The organism is Aliiroseovarius sp. CAU 1755, from assembly GCF_054482655.1.
Map to the genome: position 1 here is coordinate 500,072 of NZ_JBTLRH010000003.1, position 16,346 is coordinate 516,417.

At 58.4% G+C, this 16,346-nt stretch carries 18 protein-coding genes, 1 tRNA gene and 1 pseudogene; 9 read left to right on the forward strand and 11 right to left on the reverse strand.

The genetic code is table 11. The features are described from left to right. From ACXYMP_RS14330 to ACXYMP_RS14360, 7 genes and pseudogenes are all read right to left on the reverse strand, one after another. Positions 1 to 194: pseudogene (locus ACXYMP_RS14330) on the reverse strand (ATP-binding protein); the annotation flags it as partial. Positions 195 to 653: 459 nt separating this feature from the next. Continuing rightward, positions 654 to 1,814, reverse strand: a complete 1,161-nt coding sequence (mltG, locus tag ACXYMP_RS14335) for an endolytic transglycosylase MltG (protein WP_458907126.1) — start codon at positions 1,812 to 1,814, stop codon at positions 654 to 656. Then, the gene (fabF, locus tag ACXYMP_RS14340; protein ID WP_298566492.1) at positions 1,814 to 3,076 is read right to left on the reverse strand and encodes a beta-ketoacyl-ACP synthase II; all 1,263 of its coding nucleotides are present in this window, start codon (positions 3,074 to 3,076) and stop codon (positions 1,814 to 1,816) included. Before fabF ends, mltG begins: the two co-directional genes overlap by 1 nt. Positions 3,077 to 3,287: 211 nt before the next feature. Continuing rightward, positions 3,288 to 3,521, reverse strand: a complete 234-nt coding sequence (locus tag ACXYMP_RS14345) for an acyl carrier protein (RefSeq protein WP_248363444.1) — start codon at positions 3,519 to 3,521, stop codon at positions 3,288 to 3,290. A gap of 213 nt (positions 3,522 to 3,734) precedes the next feature. Next, complete coding sequence (gene fabG, locus ACXYMP_RS14350) at positions 3,735 to 4,472, reverse strand: 3-oxoacyl-[acyl-carrier-protein] reductase (RefSeq protein WP_458907129.1); 738 nt, start codon at positions 4,470 to 4,472, stop codon at positions 3,735 to 3,737. 31 nt (positions 4,473 to 4,503) lie between these two features. Continuing rightward, positions 4,504 to 5,445, reverse strand: a complete 942-nt coding sequence (fabD, locus tag ACXYMP_RS14355) for an ACP S-malonyltransferase (RefSeq protein WP_298566485.1) — start codon at positions 5,443 to 5,445, stop codon at positions 4,504 to 4,506. A 150-nt stretch (positions 5,446 to 5,595) separates the two neighbouring features. Then, positions 5,596 to 6,246: a hypothetical protein gene (locus ACXYMP_RS14360; RefSeq protein WP_298566483.1), complete on the reverse strand. Its 651-nt coding sequence runs from the start codon at positions 6,244 to 6,246 to the stop codon at positions 5,596 to 5,598. 339 nt (positions 6,247 to 6,585) lie between these two features. Between ACXYMP_RS14360 and rpsF the strand changes: the two genes are divergently transcribed. From rpsF to ACXYMP_RS14385, 5 genes are all read left to right on the forward strand, one after another. After that, complete coding sequence (gene rpsF / locus ACXYMP_RS14365) at positions 6,586 to 6,942, forward strand: 30S ribosomal protein S6 (protein WP_298566481.1); 357 nt, start codon at positions 6,586 to 6,588, stop codon at positions 6,940 to 6,942. 19 nt (positions 6,943 to 6,961) lie between these two features. Next, positions 6,962 to 7,189 (forward strand): 30S ribosomal protein S18, encoded by a 228-nt coding sequence (rpsR, locus tag ACXYMP_RS14370; protein ID WP_068246410.1) that lies wholly within the window; start codon positions 6,962 to 6,964, stop codon positions 7,187 to 7,189. A 12-nt stretch (positions 7,190 to 7,201) separates the two neighbouring features. Next, positions 7,202 to 7,831: a 50S ribosomal protein L9 gene (gene rplI, locus ACXYMP_RS14375; protein ID WP_298566475.1), complete on the forward strand. Its 630-nt coding sequence runs from the start codon at positions 7,202 to 7,204 to the stop codon at positions 7,829 to 7,831. A 171-nt stretch (positions 7,832 to 8,002) separates the two neighbouring features. After that, the gene (locus ACXYMP_RS14380) at positions 8,003 to 8,965 is read left to right on the forward strand and encodes a zinc transporter ZntB (protein WP_458907133.1); all 963 of its coding nucleotides are present in this window, start codon (positions 8,003 to 8,005) and stop codon (positions 8,963 to 8,965) included. 117 nt (positions 8,966 to 9,082) lie between these two features. Beyond that, on the forward strand, positions 9,083 to 9,580 hold the full coding sequence (locus ACXYMP_RS14385; protein WP_298566472.1) for a lytic transglycosylase domain-containing protein: 498 nt from the start codon (positions 9,083 to 9,085) through the stop codon (positions 9,578 to 9,580). 83 nt (positions 9,581 to 9,663) lie between these two features. Here the strand turns inward: ACXYMP_RS14385 and tig are convergent, their stop codons facing one another. Both tig and ACXYMP_RS14395 read right to left on the reverse strand, forming a co-directional pair. Next, positions 9,664 to 10,995 (reverse strand): trigger factor, encoded by a 1,332-nt coding sequence (tig, locus tag ACXYMP_RS14390; protein ID WP_298566470.1) that lies wholly within the window; start codon positions 10,993 to 10,995, stop codon positions 9,664 to 9,666. 21 nt (positions 10,996 to 11,016) lie between these two features. Continuing rightward, positions 11,017 to 11,101 (reverse strand) — tRNA-Leu (locus tag ACXYMP_RS14395). A 270-nt stretch (positions 11,102 to 11,371) separates the two neighbouring features. Here ACXYMP_RS14395 and ACXYMP_RS14400 point away from each other — a divergent pair. Next, positions 11,372 to 11,899: a Hint domain-containing protein gene (locus tag ACXYMP_RS14400; RefSeq protein ID WP_458907136.1), complete on the forward strand. Its 528-nt coding sequence runs from the start codon at positions 11,372 to 11,374 to the stop codon at positions 11,897 to 11,899. On the opposite strand, the gene ACXYMP_RS14405 is transcribed toward ACXYMP_RS14400, so the two are convergent. Continuing rightward, a complete protein-coding gene (locus ACXYMP_RS14405) occupies positions 11,880 to 13,523 on the reverse strand; it encodes an NAD(P)H-hydrate dehydratase (protein WP_458907138.1) in 1,644 nt (547 codons plus the stop codon). The two genes, ACXYMP_RS14400 and ACXYMP_RS14405, sit on opposite strands and share 20 nt — an antisense overlap. 166 nt (positions 13,524 to 13,689) lie before the next feature. On the opposite strand from ACXYMP_RS14405, the gene ACXYMP_RS14410 reads away from it, so the two are divergent. From ACXYMP_RS14410 to ACXYMP_RS14420, 3 genes are all read left to right on the forward strand, one after another. Beyond that, the gene (locus tag ACXYMP_RS14410) at positions 13,690 to 14,028 is read left to right on the forward strand and encodes a P-II family nitrogen regulator (RefSeq protein ID WP_248363468.1); all 339 of its coding nucleotides are present in this window, start codon (positions 13,690 to 13,692) and stop codon (positions 14,026 to 14,028) included. A gap of 39 nt (positions 14,029 to 14,067) precedes the next feature. Next, positions 14,068 to 15,474, forward strand: coding sequence for a type I glutamate--ammonia ligase (gene glnA, locus ACXYMP_RS14415; protein ID WP_298566465.1), 1,407 nt, complete (start codon positions 14,068 to 14,070; stop codon positions 15,472 to 15,474). Positions 15,475 to 15,587: 113 nt separating this feature from the next. Continuing rightward, positions 15,588 to 15,857 (forward strand): hypothetical protein, encoded by a 270-nt coding sequence (locus ACXYMP_RS14420; protein ID WP_458907141.1) that lies wholly within the window; start codon positions 15,588 to 15,590, stop codon positions 15,855 to 15,857. A 170-nt stretch (positions 15,858 to 16,027) separates the two neighbouring features. On the opposite strand, the gene ACXYMP_RS14425 is transcribed toward ACXYMP_RS14420, so the two are convergent. After that, entirely contained in the window at positions 16,028 to 16,291 is a 264-nt protein-coding gene (locus ACXYMP_RS14425; RefSeq protein ID WP_458907143.1) for a hypothetical protein, read from the reverse strand. Positions 16,292 to 16,346: the final 55 nt, after the last annotated feature.

Here is a 16,346-nt window from a genome sequence, read left to right on the forward strand (position 1 = left end):
TCTTCTCCCCCCCCCCCACGCCCCCCCATGATGACCCATGTGCGCCAGTCGCCTTCCGGGGGCAGTTGGTGATCCAGCGCCCAGAACTCGAACAGGTAAGGCAATGCCACCAAGGCACCATCACTCAGGCTGTTCAGAAACGCCGCCCGCTCCTCTTGCGTCGCGCAGGCAAGCCAATCGGCGCCCGATTTCATCCCGGGCCTGAGCAAGGTCGAGTGCGACCGCTCCGGCCCCGCCAAAGGCGTTGCTTCCACTTTGTTCAAGACGTTTCCTTTCCTCAAATACTGTTTGCATGGCTCGACGGACCTCGGTCACGGCGCGCGCCAATCCCGGTGTGGTCTCGCAATCGGCCAGTTCCGCCGCGCTCAACTGGCGGTCTAGCTCTTTCAAAACACGCAGAAAAAACGTGTCCGCGATCTTCAGGTAATCTTCCGAAGCCGCATCCTTCCCCAAGGGCGTGATCATTGTCATTATTGTGTCTGCCTCTCATGCTCTTCTCCGCACGAGCGACATGAAAAAACGGCCCCGGGCAGGTGCCCAAGGCCGTTACATTCACGTCTTCTAGCGTATCTCAGAACCTACGGGCGACCGTGCGTTCTGTCAAACTGACCCGCGGCAACAGCGTGCGGCAAGGTCATGTTTTATTTACCAAATCACTGGTTCGCACGCTCCGCTTCGATCTCGCGCCACTTGGCGACATTGCGGTTGTGTTCATCCAGCGTTTCCGCAAATGCATGACCGCCCGTGCCATCGGCCACGAAGAAGATGTAGTCCGTCGTGTCCGGGTTCATCGCCGCCTCGATGGCCGCCTTGCCGGGATTGGCAATCGGTGTCGGCGGCAGGCCCTCAATCACATAGGTATTATAAGGCGTCTCGCGACGAAGCTCGCTCTGGCGCAACCCTCGCCCCAACGCCCCTTGACCATTGGTCACACCATAGATCACGGTCGGGTCGGTTTGCAGCCGCATCCCTTGGTTCAGACGGTTCACGAACACGCTTGCCACCTGCCGCCGTTCTTCGGCCACGCCGGTTTCCTTTTCGACGATAGACGCCATGATCAACGCTTCTTCCGGGCTGGCATAGGGCAGATCAGGCGCGCGCGCCTCCCAGGCAGCGGCAAGAATGCTGCTCTGGGCCGCCTGCATATTGGCCAGTAGCGTCGCGCGTTCGGCCCCCGGCTTAACCTCATAGCTGTCTGGCGCAAGGCTGCCTTCGGCTGGAATTTCGGTGACATCTCCGGCAAGAAAATCAGCTTTGTTCAGGCTGTCCACAATCTGCCAGCTGGTCACACCTTCCGCCAACGCGATGCGATAGCGCGTGTCGCTCTCGCCGCGCACCTCTGTATAGGTTTCGGGTGCAGCGCCTTCCAGTTCAGCCGGCTTAAACTCAGCTGTGATTTCGTATTCCTGTGTTGCCGGATCCAGTTCACGCACCTGCATGACCGCCGTCAGAACGCCGATCCGATACAGCACTTCAGTGCCACAGGTCGAGGCCCCACCGCGCGTCACAACATCCACGATATCCTGCATCGACGCGGCTTCGGGCACCAGAAAAGACCCGGCCTTCAACGCCGAGGTCTTGTCGGAATACTCAACCCCCAACCTGAAGATCGTGGCGCTGGATATCGCGCCCTGATCCGTCAGCTTATCTGCGACGCGAGAGAAGTTAGAGCCCTTCTCGACGCGCAGGCAAATGGCTTCTGCCAAAGGACCGGGACCGGTATACTGTTTCTTGCCCCATGCGATCACCCCGACCGCAACGATCATGATGACAACGAACAGGCTTAGCGCGTTCGAGGCGATATTACGCCACATCAGTCAGCGACCTTGCCCATGATCAGGCTGGCATTGGTGCCGCCAAAACCAAAGCTGTTGGACAGAACCGTGTTGATCACGCGCTTCTCAGCCTTGTTGGCGGCCAAACTCAGGCGCGGCTCAACGGCGGGGTTGTCCAGATTGATGGTCGGCGGAGCGATTTGGTCGCGAAGGGCGAGGATGCAGAAAATCGCCTCCACCGCGCCCGCAGCCCCCAACAGGTGACCGATTGAGCTTTTGGTCGAGCTCATCGTGGCCTTGTCCGCCGCGTCGCCCAACAGGCGTTCGACGGCGCTCAGTTCGATCGTGTCGGCCATGGTCGAGGTGCCATGCGCGTTGATATAGTCAATCGCCGACGGCTCAAGCCCCGCCTTGGCAAGGGCAGCCTGCATCGCACGGAACCCACCATCACCGTCCTCGGACGGGGCTGTGATGTGATAGGCGTCGCCTGACAGGCCGTAGCCCAGCACCTCGGCATAGATCTTGGCGCCGCGCGCCTTGGCATGTTCGTATTCTTCAAGCACGACAATACCAGCACCTTCGCCCATCACGAACCCGTCGCGGTCTTCGTCATAGGGGCGGCTTGCGGCTTGCGGATCGTCGGCGCGCTTGGTCGACAGCGCCTTGCAGGCGTTGAACCCGGCGATGCCAAGCTCACAAATCGCAGCCTCGGCCCCGCCTGCGATCATCACGTCCGCGTCGCCCGTCTGGATCAAACGCGAGGCGTCACCGATGGCATGTGCGCCCGTCGAACAGGCGGTAACAACTGCATGGTTCGGCCCCTTGAAGCCAAACTTGATCGACACCTGACCTGAAATCAGATTGATCAGCGATCCGGGTATGAAAAAGGGCGAAACCCGTCGGGGGCCGCGCTCGTTCAGAATAATCGAGGTCTCGGCAATGGTCGCCAGACCGCCAATGCCGGACCCGATCATCACGCCCGTGCGCAACCGGCTTTCTTCGTCTTCCGGCATCCAGCCAGCGTCTTTCACCGCCATCTCGGAAGCGGCCAGACCGTAAAGGATGAAGTCATCTACTTTACGGCGTTCTTTCGGCTCCATCCAATCATCGGGATTGAACGTGCCATCCGTTCCGTCCCCAAGCGGCACTTCGCACGCATATTTTGTTGTCACACGCGAGGCATCAAACTTGGTGATCGGACCGGCGCCCGATTGACCATCTAGAATACGCTTCCAAGTTTCTTCGACCCCACACGCAAGGGGAGAAACCATTCCAAGACCCGTAACGACCACTCGACGCATTTGTGCTGCCCTTTCTCAGGAAGTCTGAAATCCCACGCTTGATAGCGCGGTGAAGGGTTCAGGGGCAAGAGGCTTCACCCAAGACCTCTCAGGATCGGCGGCAAACGCCATCCGGCGGCAGCAGAACCTTGTCCACGTGCTGCAAATCCCTGAACGCAAAAGAAAACGGCGCCCCGAAGGACGCCGCGTTCCGACTTTTTCAACCGAGCGCTCAGACGGCTTCGGTGATGAATTTCACGGCGTCGCCGAAGGTCTGAATGGTTTCAGCAGCGTCGTCCGGGATCTCGATGCCGAACTCTTCTTCGAAAGCCATAACCAGCTCGACAGTATCCAGGCTGTCAGCGCCAAGGTCGTCGATGAACGAGGCCGATTCCGTAACCTTGTCCTCTTCAACACCCAGGTGCTCAACAACGATTTTCTTCACGCGATCTGCGACGTCGCTCATGATAAATCCTCACGTTTATTCAGGCACTTGGCCCTTCTTCGATAGACCCGGCTTGGGCCACTCAGTTTCCAGCGCGTTACGCCGAGCTCCCCGACCCGAAAGGGCTCTTTGGGGAAAAACATGCGCCGCCTATAGCACATCACATTCGATAGGCAAACGCTTTCGGAGGACAATAGATCATCAAGTCGATCATTGCCAATCCGGCCGTTCGGGTTAAAGCATCGCCATACCGCCGTTGACGTGGATCGTCGCGCCGGTCGTATATCCAGCTTGCGGCGATGCAAGATACAAAACGGCCGCCGCGATCTCTTCGGGGGTGCCCATGCGGGCGGCGGGAATTTGGGCGTTGATCTTGTCCTTTTGGTCATCCGTCAACTTGTCGGTCATCGCGGTGGCGATAAAACCGGGGGCAACGCAGTTGGCCGTGATCCCGCGGCTTGCAACCTCATAGGCGATGGATTTGGTCAATCCGACCATCCCAGCCTTGGAGGCCGCATAATTCACCTGCCCTGGATTGCCTGTCGCGCCCACGATCGAGCTGATGTTGATAATGCGGCCCCAGCGCGACTTCATCATGGGGCGCATCACGCCACGGCACAGGCGCATGGTCGAGGTCAGGTTTACGTTGATCACGCTGTCCCATTCCTCATCCGACATCCGCATGAAAATCTGGTCGCGCGTGATACCGGCGTTGTTCACCAGAATATCGACGGACCCCATCGCCTCAATGGCTTGTTTGGGCAGTGCATCGACGGCATCTGCGTCCGACAGGTTGCAAGGCAGAACATGCGCCCGCTCTCCCAACTCGGTCGCCAGGGCGTCCAGTGGGGCAACGCGAGTGCCCGACAGGCCAACAGTGGCGCCCGCTTCATGCAGAGCCTTCGCGATCTCACCGCCAATACCCCCGGATGCACCTGTCACAAGTGCCGTTTTTCCTGTCAGATCAAACATCTGCTCTTCCTTCTTCTTGTAAACTCTGGCGTCAGCCGTTCAGGGACAGCGCTGCGGCTTTGACATCTTCAGGGCTGCCGACGGCAAGGGTTCCAACCTCTTTCGAGATGCGCCGAATCATGCCGGACAACGCCTTACCCGCGCCGATTTCCCAAATCTCGGTGACACCGTGCTCGGCCATCCACATCACGCTTTCACGCCAGCGCACCGACCCGGTGATCTGCTCGACCAACAGCGACCGGATCACAGTCGGGTCGGAAATCTCGGCGGCACGGACGTTGGCCACCAATGGCACCTTCGGGGTCTTCAGTTCGACCTGCGACAGCGCTTCGGCCATGGCTTCTGCGGCGGGCTGCATCAAGGCGCAGTGAAAAGGCGCACTGACTGGCAACAAGACCGCTCTGCGCGCACCTTTGGCCTTGGCAATCTCGACCGCGCGCTCGACCGCTTCTTTGTGGCCTGAAACGACCACTTGTGACGGGTCATTGTCATTGGCCGCCTGGCAGACCTGATCATGCGCCGCCTCAAGCGCTACAGCGGTCGCCGTTTCGAAGTCCAGCCCCAACAAGGCCGCCATCGCGCCGACGCCGACCGGCACGGCGTCCTGCATGGCTTTGCCACGCGCGCGCAACAGGCGCGCTGTGTCCGCTATTGAAAACGTGCCCGCCGCTGCCAGTGCCGAATACTCGCCCAAGGAATGGCCCGCGACATAGGATGCAGCGTCGATCGTCACCCCTTCTGCCTCCAACGCACGCATCGCAGCAAGCGAGGTTGCCATCAACGCAGGTTGGGCATTCTGTGTCAGTGTCAGGTCTTCCTGCGCACCTTCCCAGATTAGAGCCGACAGTTTTTCGCCAAGCGCGTCATCGACTTCGTCAAAAACGGCTTTTGCGGCTGGGTATGCATCTGCAAGGGCCTTGCCCATACCAATCGCTTGGGCGCCCTGCCCGGGGAATACGAATGCGCGGCTCATGGGCTCTCCTCTTGCCAAGAACGTTCCCCTTGGGAATAGCGCGCGGGGGGCTCTGGCGCAATCAGCTTTGGTGAGAACACAAAAGGCACGCAGCCGGATACCGGTGCGTGCCTGAATGCAGATTAATTCGTGTGTGCAGGCGTCGCCGTGTCAGGACGCCGAGACACGTGCCAGCGAAACCGAGCCTTCGCCGGACAACGACGGCCAGGCGGATTTGTTGCGCACGGTGCGGCGGGCCGTTGTCAGGTCTTGAACCAACCGGTTCTGGATCGGCTCCAGCACGTCTTCTTGGCCCGAGATAATCTCGAATGCGTCCATACCGCTGCCGATACGCGCATACAGCCCTGCTTTGCCTGTCGTGTCTGCGTCACGCAAGATCAGGACGGAACCGACTTCGCTGAAGGTCACTCGCGTGTCCAGGTTGAAGCGGCCCAACCGGTCAGACCGCCCGATCCGAATTTCACGATGGTTCAGGTCGATCTGCGCTTCAGGGCGGCTGGTGTCGCGACCAAACCAGAACAAAAGCCAGCCGAACACAAACAAAAGCCCCGTCATGCCAAGCTTCATCGACATCATAAGCGGATCAGCAAAGGTATTTGCGGAATAAGACCAGATGCCGGCAATCACCAACAACAGCACAAGCCCGACAAACCGTCCGATGGCCCGACCGAAGCGCGGCAGCCCTTCGTCAAAATCTGCGGTATGAAGCCGATAGCCCCAATGGGTGTGCACAAGCTCTGGCCCGGCGACGGGTTCGTCTTGGCGTGTTTGAAATTGACTGAACGTGTTGGAAAGCGACATCGGGCACCCTCGTCCTTGAGTATTGGCAACGTTTGATGGCGAAGTCTTTCCCACCACCAGTATGGTTTATTGCTCGCACCGAACTGTGACGGGATTGCGGCAAGCGACTGGTCATTCAAGGGCATTGCGCGGATCAGCAACGTTTCATCGCCCCCCCCCTTGCCTCCGCACAGCACCCGTTCGCCATTTGGCCAGAACAGCCTTGCGCCACAAGGTCAGGCGTGTATAAGGCACCGTCCTTTCCGTAAGTAATGAACCGCGTGGCCTCTCGTGGGTGGGTAGCGGGAAGGCATAAGCACCCATCCTTTGAAGCGCGCTTACAATAGAACTGGAGTTCACATGCCGCACTACGAGCATGTCTTCATCTCGCGTCAGGATCTTTCCAACACGCAAGCTGAGAACCTCATCGAACATTTTGGCACCGTGCTGGGTGACAACGGCGGTAAAGTCGTTGACAGCGAGTATTGGGGCGTCAAAACGATGGCCTACAAGATCAACAAGAACCGCAAAGGCCACTATGCGTTCCTGCGCACCGATGCACCTGCACCGGCCGTTCAGGAAATGGAACGCCTGATGCGCCTGCATGACGATGTCATGCGTGTTCTGACCATCAAGGTTGACGACCACGCCGAAGGTCCGTCGGTCCAGATGCAAAAGCGTGACGAGCGGGCCGATCGCCGCCCTCGTGACCGCTAAGTTCGAAAGGATCTAAACCATGGCAGCTAAACCATTTTTCCGCCGTCGCAAAGTATGCCCGTTCTCGGGCGACAACGCGCCGAAGATCGATTATAAAGACACGCGCCTTCTGCAGCGTTACATCTCTGAGCGTGGCAAGATTGTCCCCTCACGGATCACTGCAGTGTCGGCCAAGAAGCAACGTGAACTGTCGCGCGCCATCAAACGCGCCCGCTTTCTCGCCCTGCTTCCCTACGCCGTGAAGTAAGGAGATCTGAACATGCAAGTTATCCTTCTGGAACGTGTGGCCAAGTTGGGGCAGATGGGCGACGTCGTCGACGTCAAGTCCGGCTTTGCTCGTAACTTCCTTCTGCCGCAAGGCAAGGCGCTTAGCGCGTCGCAAGCCAACATCGACAATTTCGAGGCTCAGAAAGCGCAACTTGAAGCGCGCAACCTGGAGACCAAGAAAGAAGCCGAAGCACTGGCCGCAAAACTCGACGGACAGCAGTTTGTCGTGATTCGCTCCGCCTCGGACGCTGGCGCGCTTTACGGTTCGGTCACCCCGCGTGACGCCGCTGACGTCACCACCGAAGCCGGTTTCACCGTCGACAAGAAGCAAGTCGCACTGAAAGCCCCGATCAAGGATCTGGGCCTGCACAGTGTGCACGTGGTTCTGCACCCCGAAGTCGAAGTCGAAATCGAATTGAACGTCGCACGTTCGATCGAAGAGGCCGAACTGCAAGCCTCGGGCAAGTCCATTCAGGAATTGGCTGCTGAAGCCGAAGCCGAAGCTGAATTCGAGATCGGTGAACTGTTCGACGACATCGGCGCCGCTGCGTCCGAAGACGACGATCTGGCTGAAGCTGTCGAAGAAGAAGCCGCGCCCGCAGAGGCTGAGAAAGAGGACTAATCCTCCTTTCATGCTAACACCGAAGGCCGCCCTGATTGGGGCGGCCTTTTGGTTTTCTAAGCGCCGCTCGTGTGTCGCGTCTTGACTGTCCTGCGTCTCAATCGAACAAATATCTTCGCAAGTCCACGAAGGCTTTTGCAATAGGGGTTGGTTCGGCAATAAGCTAGTTCTATGGACAGCAAATCTATCAAGCCCATCGCCGCATTTGCATTTGAAGGCAACTCACTACGGCCAATCGAAGATGATTGGCCCAACATCGACGCTGTGCAGGGCTACCGTTGGTTGCACTTCGCTTTGGATGATCCGGCAACGGCGATATGGGTCAACGAACACCTGCCCGATATCGCCGCACGGGCATTGTTGCAAAGCGAAACCCGGCCCAGATGCGAACGCCTGCAGGGCGGCTTGATCCTGAACTTGAGAGGCGTCAACCTCAACCCACAATCCGATCCTGAAGATATGGTATCGCTTCGCATGTGGGTGACAGAAAGCGCAATCGTGTCGGCGCGGCTGCGCAAGGTCTGGGCCGTCGATGCCATTCGCGAAGCCGCCGAAGATGGTATCGCACCGGCAACGGTTGGGCAGTTTCTGGCAGAACTCACCAATGGGCTTACCAACCGGATCGAAGCTGTTTCTCTTGCGCTGGAAGACGAAACCGATGAGATGGAAGAGACCACCTCAGAAGGAAGCACGCTTGCCCCGGATCAGCTCGCCAAGCTGCGCCGCGCGGTGATAAAAATGCGCCGTTTCATCAACCCGCAACGCGACGCCATCGCGAATCTGGCTGCAATCGAAGGGTGGATCTTTGCGCCGGACGAACTGGCACAGTTGCGCGAAACCAGCAACAGAACACGGCGCATCGTAGAGGAACTTGACGCCACACGGGACCGCCTGACGACGATTCACGATCACGTCGACGCAAACCGGGCCCACGCCCTCAGCCGCAATAGCTATGTTTTGTCGGTCGTCGCGGCGATCTTTTTGCCGTTGGGGTTCCTAACGGGCCTGTTCGGCGTGAATGTCGCCGGAATGCCGGGAACCAGCGCACCGATGGCGTTCTGGCTTCTGGCCGGTGTTTCAGCGCTCTTGGGGATCGCTTTGTTCCTGATCTTCAAATTCGCCAAGTGGTTATAGCGGGCCGCCAAGGAAAGACAGGGATACGCCGCTGTTACCCTAACGCCAACCAGCACCCTTTCGCCCATTTCGAAACAGCCCCTACCCACGCGTTTCTGTCCGTCTTACAGTCGTCGCATGAAACATCACACGCGCCGTGCGCTCCTTTTTGCCGTCCCCGCCTTGGCGCTTTCTGCCTGCATGGGCCGTGACAGGTCTGAACGTGCCTCCAGCACCAATGCGGGTAAACGATTCAACCCACCCCTTTACCCCAACGAAACGCCTGAACTTCGCGCGCTTATTAACAAATGGGCGGACCACTATCAGATCCCGCGCGAGTTGGTGCACCGGCAAGCCGTGCGCGAAAGCACGCACCGTCCGTCAGCGCGCAATGGGCCATATTGGGGGCTGTTGCAGATCCTTCCACAGACGGCACGAACAATGGGGCATCGCGGCCCGGCCAAAGAGTTATTGAACCCGGACGTGAACCTGAAATACGCCGGCAAATACCTGCGCGGCGCCTATATCGTGTCAGGTGGCAATATCGACGGAGCGATGAAATGGTATGCGAGGGGCTACTACTACGAAGCCAAGCGTAAGGGGTTGTTGGTCGAAACGGGCTTGAGACCCGGCTAGATCTTTGCCCAGACCATCGATGCCCCAAAACAAAAAAAGGCCGCCCAATCAGGCGGCCTTTTCTTTGATCGGCGTGGCCGGTCTTATTCTTCTTCCAAAGCCTCAACAGCCTTTTGAAGATCGTCCTTGGACACTTCTTTTTCCGACACTTTGGCCAGTTCAAAAACATAGTCGATGACTTTGTCTTCAAACAGCGGCGCCTGGATTTGCTGACGCATCTGCGGGTTTTGCTGAACGAATTCAAAGAACTGACGTTCCTGACCGGGGTATTGGCGCGCTTGGTTCATGACCGCTTGGGTCATCTCAGCGTCGGACACTTCGATCTCGGCTTTTTGGCCCAGCTCGGCCAGCAAAAGGCCAAGGCGGACACGGCGACCAGCCAGTTTGACATGTTCCTCGGTCGGCTCGACTTCCGGGTGGTCATGACCTTGAACGTCCGGGTTTTCTTCATGCCACAATTGGTGGGCAATCTGTTTGGCTTCTGCATCGAGCAGCGACGGCGGCAGGTCGAAATCAACCAACTTGTCCAGCTCGTCCAGCAGGCCGCGCTTCATCACGGCACGCGCCGCACCCGAAAACTCGGCTTCCAGACGCTCGCCGATCTGACCCTTCAGGGCCGCCAGATCGTCTGCGCCAAACTTCTTGGCCAGCTCGTCGTTAAGCTCTGCGGCAACAGGCTCCTTGACCTCTTTCACTTTGCATTCAAAGACAGCGTCTTTGCCCGCAAGGTTCTCCGCACCGTATTCGGCCGGGAAGGCCACTTTCACGTCAAGCGCGTCGCCGGCTTTCACGCCAACCAATTGCTCTTCAAAGCCCGGAATGAACGAACCTGACCCCAGCACCAGCGGGTAATCTTCCGCCGCACCACCGTCAAAAGCTTCGCCGTCAACCTTGCCAAGGAAGTCGATCACAACCTGATCGCCATCTTTCGCCTTAGAGCCCTTTTTGCGGTCTTTGAAGTCCTGCGCGGTTTCAGCAAGGCTGCCCAGCGCTTCTTCGATATCCGCGTCACCGGCTTTGACGACCAGCTTCTCAAGCTTGATCTTCTTCAGGTCGACCTCGGGAATATCGGGCAGAGCTTCATAGCTCATCTCGACCTCAACGTCGTCGCCTTCTTTCCAATCTTCGTTGGTCATCTTCACGTCGGGCTGCATCGCAGGGCGGTCGCCGCTGTCCTCGAAATGCTTGCTCATCGCGCCGTCAACGGCTTCTTGCATGGCTTCGCCCATCAGGCGTTGACCAAACTGCTTTTTCAGCAGAGCCATCGGCACTTTGCCTTTACGGAAGCCCTTCATTTCGACTTCGGGCTGCGCCTCGATCAGCTTTTCGTTGACTTTTGCGTCCAGATCAGAGGCCGGAACCACAATCTTATAGCCGCGTTTCAGACCTTCGTTCAGGGTCTCGGTGACCTGCATCATCTTGTCCTTTTCCATTTCTGGTGCGGGTGAAGGGACTCGAACCCCCACGCCTCGCGGCGCCAGAACCTAAATCTGGTGCGTCTACCAATTCCGCCACACCCGCAAAAAACCGTGGGCAGCCCGCGCCAAATCGGAGGGGCCGCCCAAATTCGCGCCCTTCTAGCACCGGTATGGACGGGATGCGAGAGGAAAAACGCCCGCTTTGGCCATTGATCAGCGGCAATTCGCGACGAAATGGCCACAGTGATTGCAGCGATCTGCCCCAAGACCCCGTTGCCCACCAGAAAACAGGTGATTTCGCCCACCAGCTTGCTAGCCTGCCGGTAATGAGCAGAGCCCAACAACCGGGCCACAGACGAAGGCAGGACGACCTATGACACCCATCTCCTTTTCAGGGGGCGCGGTGGCTGGATATGTGCGCAGCACATGTCCAACCGCTGGTATTGGCCCCGGCGCATTGGTGCGCACCTTGCACGGCAATCGCGCGATCGACACACTCTCCCCCGGCGACCGCATCCTCACCTCTGATGGCACCCGCGCGCGTCTTGCCTCTGTCAGTCGCCATGTCGCCCCTGCACGCAAGCTGTGCCGCATCTCGCCCAATGAGTTGGCCGCGGGGCGCGCGCGCACCGACCCCAACCCTGTTGTCCTATCAGATCAGCAGCATGTGATGGTGGACGGCTGGATGGCGCGGGCTATGTTTGGACACGACCGGGCGCTTGTGCCCGTCTCCGCCATCACAGACGGAGAACTGATCCGCCACATGGATCTGGACGCCGAACTGCCCCTGTTCCAGCTGCATTTTGATACACCGCAGTTGGTCCGCGTCGGAGGGCTGAACGTCCTTGCTACGCCCGCGCGCCAGACAGCGACCGAGACGCCTAAACATCCAGCTTTCTAAACACTTCTGGCAGGGCCTCTGGCAAATCCTCGGCAATCAACCCCGGTCCGAAACTCAGCGCGCATTCCACATGCAGCCAAGCGGCGCTCTCAGCCGCTTGCATCGGGTTGAAGCCCCGCGCGAGCAGCCCGGTGATGAACCCCGCCAGCACGTCGCCAGATCCGGCTGTCGCCAACCAAGGCGCGGACCGCTCATATGCAGCGGAGTTGATGGAACACCGTCCGTCCGGAGCAGCGATCACCGTATCCGGCCCCTTGAAGAGCACCACGCACCCTGCTCGCGCGGCGGCCTCTCGTGTCGCGTCCACTTTGGAATAGGCCGGGCCCTTGGTGGCGGGGGCGTTGAGTTTCTCCGCGATGTCCGGGAACAACCGCGCGAACTCACCCGCGTGAGGCGTCATTACGCAGCTTTCATGCAGCATGCTGAAAAGCTCGGCAGGGTTGTCGGCATAAGCCGTCAACGCATCCGCATCCAGCACCGTCGCCCGCTTGGCCGCCAGCGCCACCGGCACCAACTCCCGCGCCCGCTCTTGCCCCAATCCGGGGCCAAGACAAAGTGTATTGAGCCGCTCGTCCGCCAAAACGGCCTCAAGCGTCGGGGCATCCCCAACAGGCGACAACATAATGGCATCCAACCGCGCCGCGTTTTCCTGAAGCGCGCCAGGTGTCGGCGCGACGGTCACAAGCCCTGCCCCGATACGCAACGACCCACGTGCCGCAAGACGCGCCGCGCCGCCTTTGCCAGAAGAGCCCGCAAGGATGAGGGCGTGGCCGTGGGAGTATTTGTGGGTGTTGCTCTGTTTGCCCAACGAATTAGGCCGCTCGACCAATTTGACGATCTCGCCCGGTGGAACCGCCGGGCAATCCCCGACCGCCCTCCCGGGCGGGGATTGCATCCCCCCCCGCGGCCGGGGACTGCCCTCAAGTCCGATCGATTTGACTACAACCTTGCCACAAGCAGCAGGTCCAAAAACGCGAACGTGCCCTACCTTCTTAGTATGGAAAGAAACTGTGAGGTTTGCGATTATACAATCCTCAATCGGATCACTGTGAGTATACCCCGGGTAATATCCAGTATCTGATGAAAGACCGCTGGGAATATCGATGGCGACAACACGTCCAACACCAGCTTTCTTACGAAACTGCTTTGCTACAATGTTCAAATCGTCCTGCACGACCGGCAGATCGCCAAAATGACGCATCAGACCGGTTCCTAAAAGGGCATCTACATACAGAGCGACATCTTCCCGAGTCTCGTTTTGATCATTGAATACGCTTGTATCGGCGCTAGTACCCGACACGGAACCAATGGAGAGCCACCGCTCATAGTTCACCCGCGCATCCGGCGGTAACTTCTCGGCGTCCCCATACAGGAACACCCCCACCGCCCAGCCCCACTCTTTCAGAAGCCGCGCCACAACGAACCCGTCGCCACCGTTGTTCCCCGGCCCGCACAGCACCACCGCCTTGTGAGAGGTCTTCGCCAGCTCAGGCCATTCCTCGAAAATGGCTTCAACCACGCCCCTACCCGCGCGCTCCATCAGTTCCAGCCCGGTGACCTCGCCTGAGTCGATTGCGGCTTGCTCGATGGCCCTCATCTGGGCCGCTGTCAGCAATTCACTCATGGATCACCTTTCGTCACATGCTCAAATCTTGAACCAACTGCCTAAATTTTGTGCAGTTGCCCGGAAATCGGTCAGATGGGACCGCCCTGCGTCAGCCTATCCAATTGTCCCGCCCTTGGGAAAGTGGTCTTTGGGTCGCGACGCGAGCAACCACATGAGGGATGCAATGAAAAAGATCGAAGCCATCATCAAGCCGTTCAAGCTGGATGAAGTGAAAGAAGCGCTTCAGGACATCGGGGTGCAAGGCCTTTCGGTGATCGAAGTGAAGGGGTTTGGCCGTCAGAAAGGCCACACAGAGCTTTATCGCGGCGCGGAATATGTCGTCGACTTCCTGCCCAAAGTGAAGATCGAAGTCGTCCTGCCCGCCGATCAGGTGGACGAAGCCATCGAGGCGATCGTCGAGGCCGCCAAGACAGATAAAATCGGTGACGGAAAAATCTTCGTCACCCCCGTAGAACAAGCGATCCGCATCCGCACCGGCGAAACCGGTTTGGACGCGGTTTGACACAGTCCCAGTTAAGATAAGAACCAGAGGATAAGAGACATGAGCGTTAAAGACGTACTCAAACAGATCAAGGAAGACGACATTGCCTATGTCGACATCCGTTTCACCGATGTGCGCGGCAAGCTGCAGCACGTGACCGTGGATTGCGACCTTGTCGACGAAGACTTCCTTGAAGAAGGCTTCATGTTCGACGGCTCGTCCATCGCGGGTTGGAAGTCGATCGAAAACTCAGACATGAAGCTGATGCCCGATCTGACCTGCACATATATCGACCCGTTCTATGCGGAAAAGACCCTGTGCATTCACTGCTCGATCGTCGAGCCGGACACCGGTGAAGCCTACGGTCGTGACCCGCGTGGCACCGCCCAGAAAGCCGAGGCTTACCTGAAAGCCTCTGGCATCGGCGACGTCGCCTATATGGGTCCGGAGGCCGAGTTCTTCCTGTTTGACGATGTCCGCTTCTCGAACACCATCAACAAGGTCTCGTTCGAAGTCGATGCGATTGATGCGTCGTGGAATTCGGACACCGAATATGAAATGGGCAACACTGGCCACCGCCCGGGCCTGAAAGGCGGCTATTTCCCCGTGAACCCGATTGACGACGCGCAAGACCTGCGGTCGGAAATGCTGACCACGATGAAACAGCTTGGCATGAAGACCGACAAGCACCACCACGAGGTGGCGTCGTGCCAGCACGAGCTTGGCTTGATCTTCGACACCCTGACCAAACAGGCCGATGAACTTCAGAAGTATAAGTATGTGATCCACAACGTGGCGCACGCCTACGGCAAAACGGCGACGTTCATGCCCAAACCGATTGCGGGCGACAACGGCACCGGGATGCACGTGAACATGTCGATCTGGAAAGACGGCAAGCCGCTATTCGCGGGCGACAAATATGCCGACCTCAGCCAGGAAGCGATCTGGTTCATCGGCGGCATCCTGAAGCACGCCAAGACGCTGAACGCTTTCACCAACCCGTCGACCAACAGCTACAAGCGCCTGATCCCCGGTTTTGAAGCCCCCGTCCTGCGCGCCTATTCGGCCCGTAACCGGTCGGGTTGCGTCCGCATCCCGTGGACGGAAAGCCCGAAAGCCAAGCGCGTGGAAGCCCGCTTCCCCGATCCGGCCGCAAACCCCTATCTGTGCTTTGCAGCGCTGCTGATGGCGGGCCTTGACGGCATCAAGAACAAGATCGACCCGGGCCCCGCACAGGACAAAAACCTCTATGACCTGCCGGCAGAAGAGCTGGAAGGCATCGACACAGTCTGTGCATCCCTGCGCGAAGCGCTGGACAGTCTTGCGGCGGATCACGACTTCCTTCTGGCCGGTGACGTGTTCACCAAGGATCAGATCCAAGGCTATATGGACCTGAAATGGGAAGAGGTTTACGTTTACGAACACACACCCCACCCAGTGGAATACCAGCTTTATTACAGCTGCTGATCCACGCGCGGCACTTCAATTGAAAGGGCGCCCATGCGGCGCCCTTTTTGCGTGCGCACCCCGGCACCCCACCACCCTGAATTGTGGCGACCACCGCCAAATCTTCTGCGAAAATGCCACAATCTTTCCCAACAAATCTCATGCTCTGTGTGCAGCTTGCGAGGTGTCAGGATTACTACGGGAAAGAAATGAACATGGGCTTGATGACATCACAAAGCGACTACCGCAGTTCTGCGAAAGAAACTCGCCAGGCCGAGCTTCGCTTGAACGATGCCTTCCGTCAGGTCGGGTCTAAAGACGCACCAAACAAGGGCGCTGCACAGACCGGACTTCGGCGGTGGATGCAAAGCATTTTGAAAACCAATCAGGCTCCGGCAAAATAAGCGGCTCTCACCGCGTTCGCCATACGATGCGCGAACCGCTCAAGACCCGCAGGTCAACTGCCACCGCGCGATTGGCTGCGCCAAAGCTGTGAAGGCTTGAACCACAAGACAACAAAAAACGGGCCAGTTCGCGACTGGCCCGTTTTTGGCATTCTAGAACAGTGTGTCGCCTAGCCTTTGCTGGCTTTGTAGGCATCCACCTGACGCTGACCTTCTTCGACGCAATAGGCGTTCGCTTCTTCGGTGGTCATTCCATCAGGCGCCGCAATCGCGCGATCCCACATCACGCGCTTGGGGGTGTAAAGCTGACAGGTCACAACACCTTCCGGCGTCTCAAGCTTGACGGGGATGGTTTCATAGCCGGCCCGATCAAAGCAACCTGACAAGATAGTTGCGGATGCAACCGCGAGAATGGAGATTTTGAGCTTCATCATCTACCCTACTTTCATTCAACAATAAAATGCACCTCGTTGCGAGGTGTCCGATCAG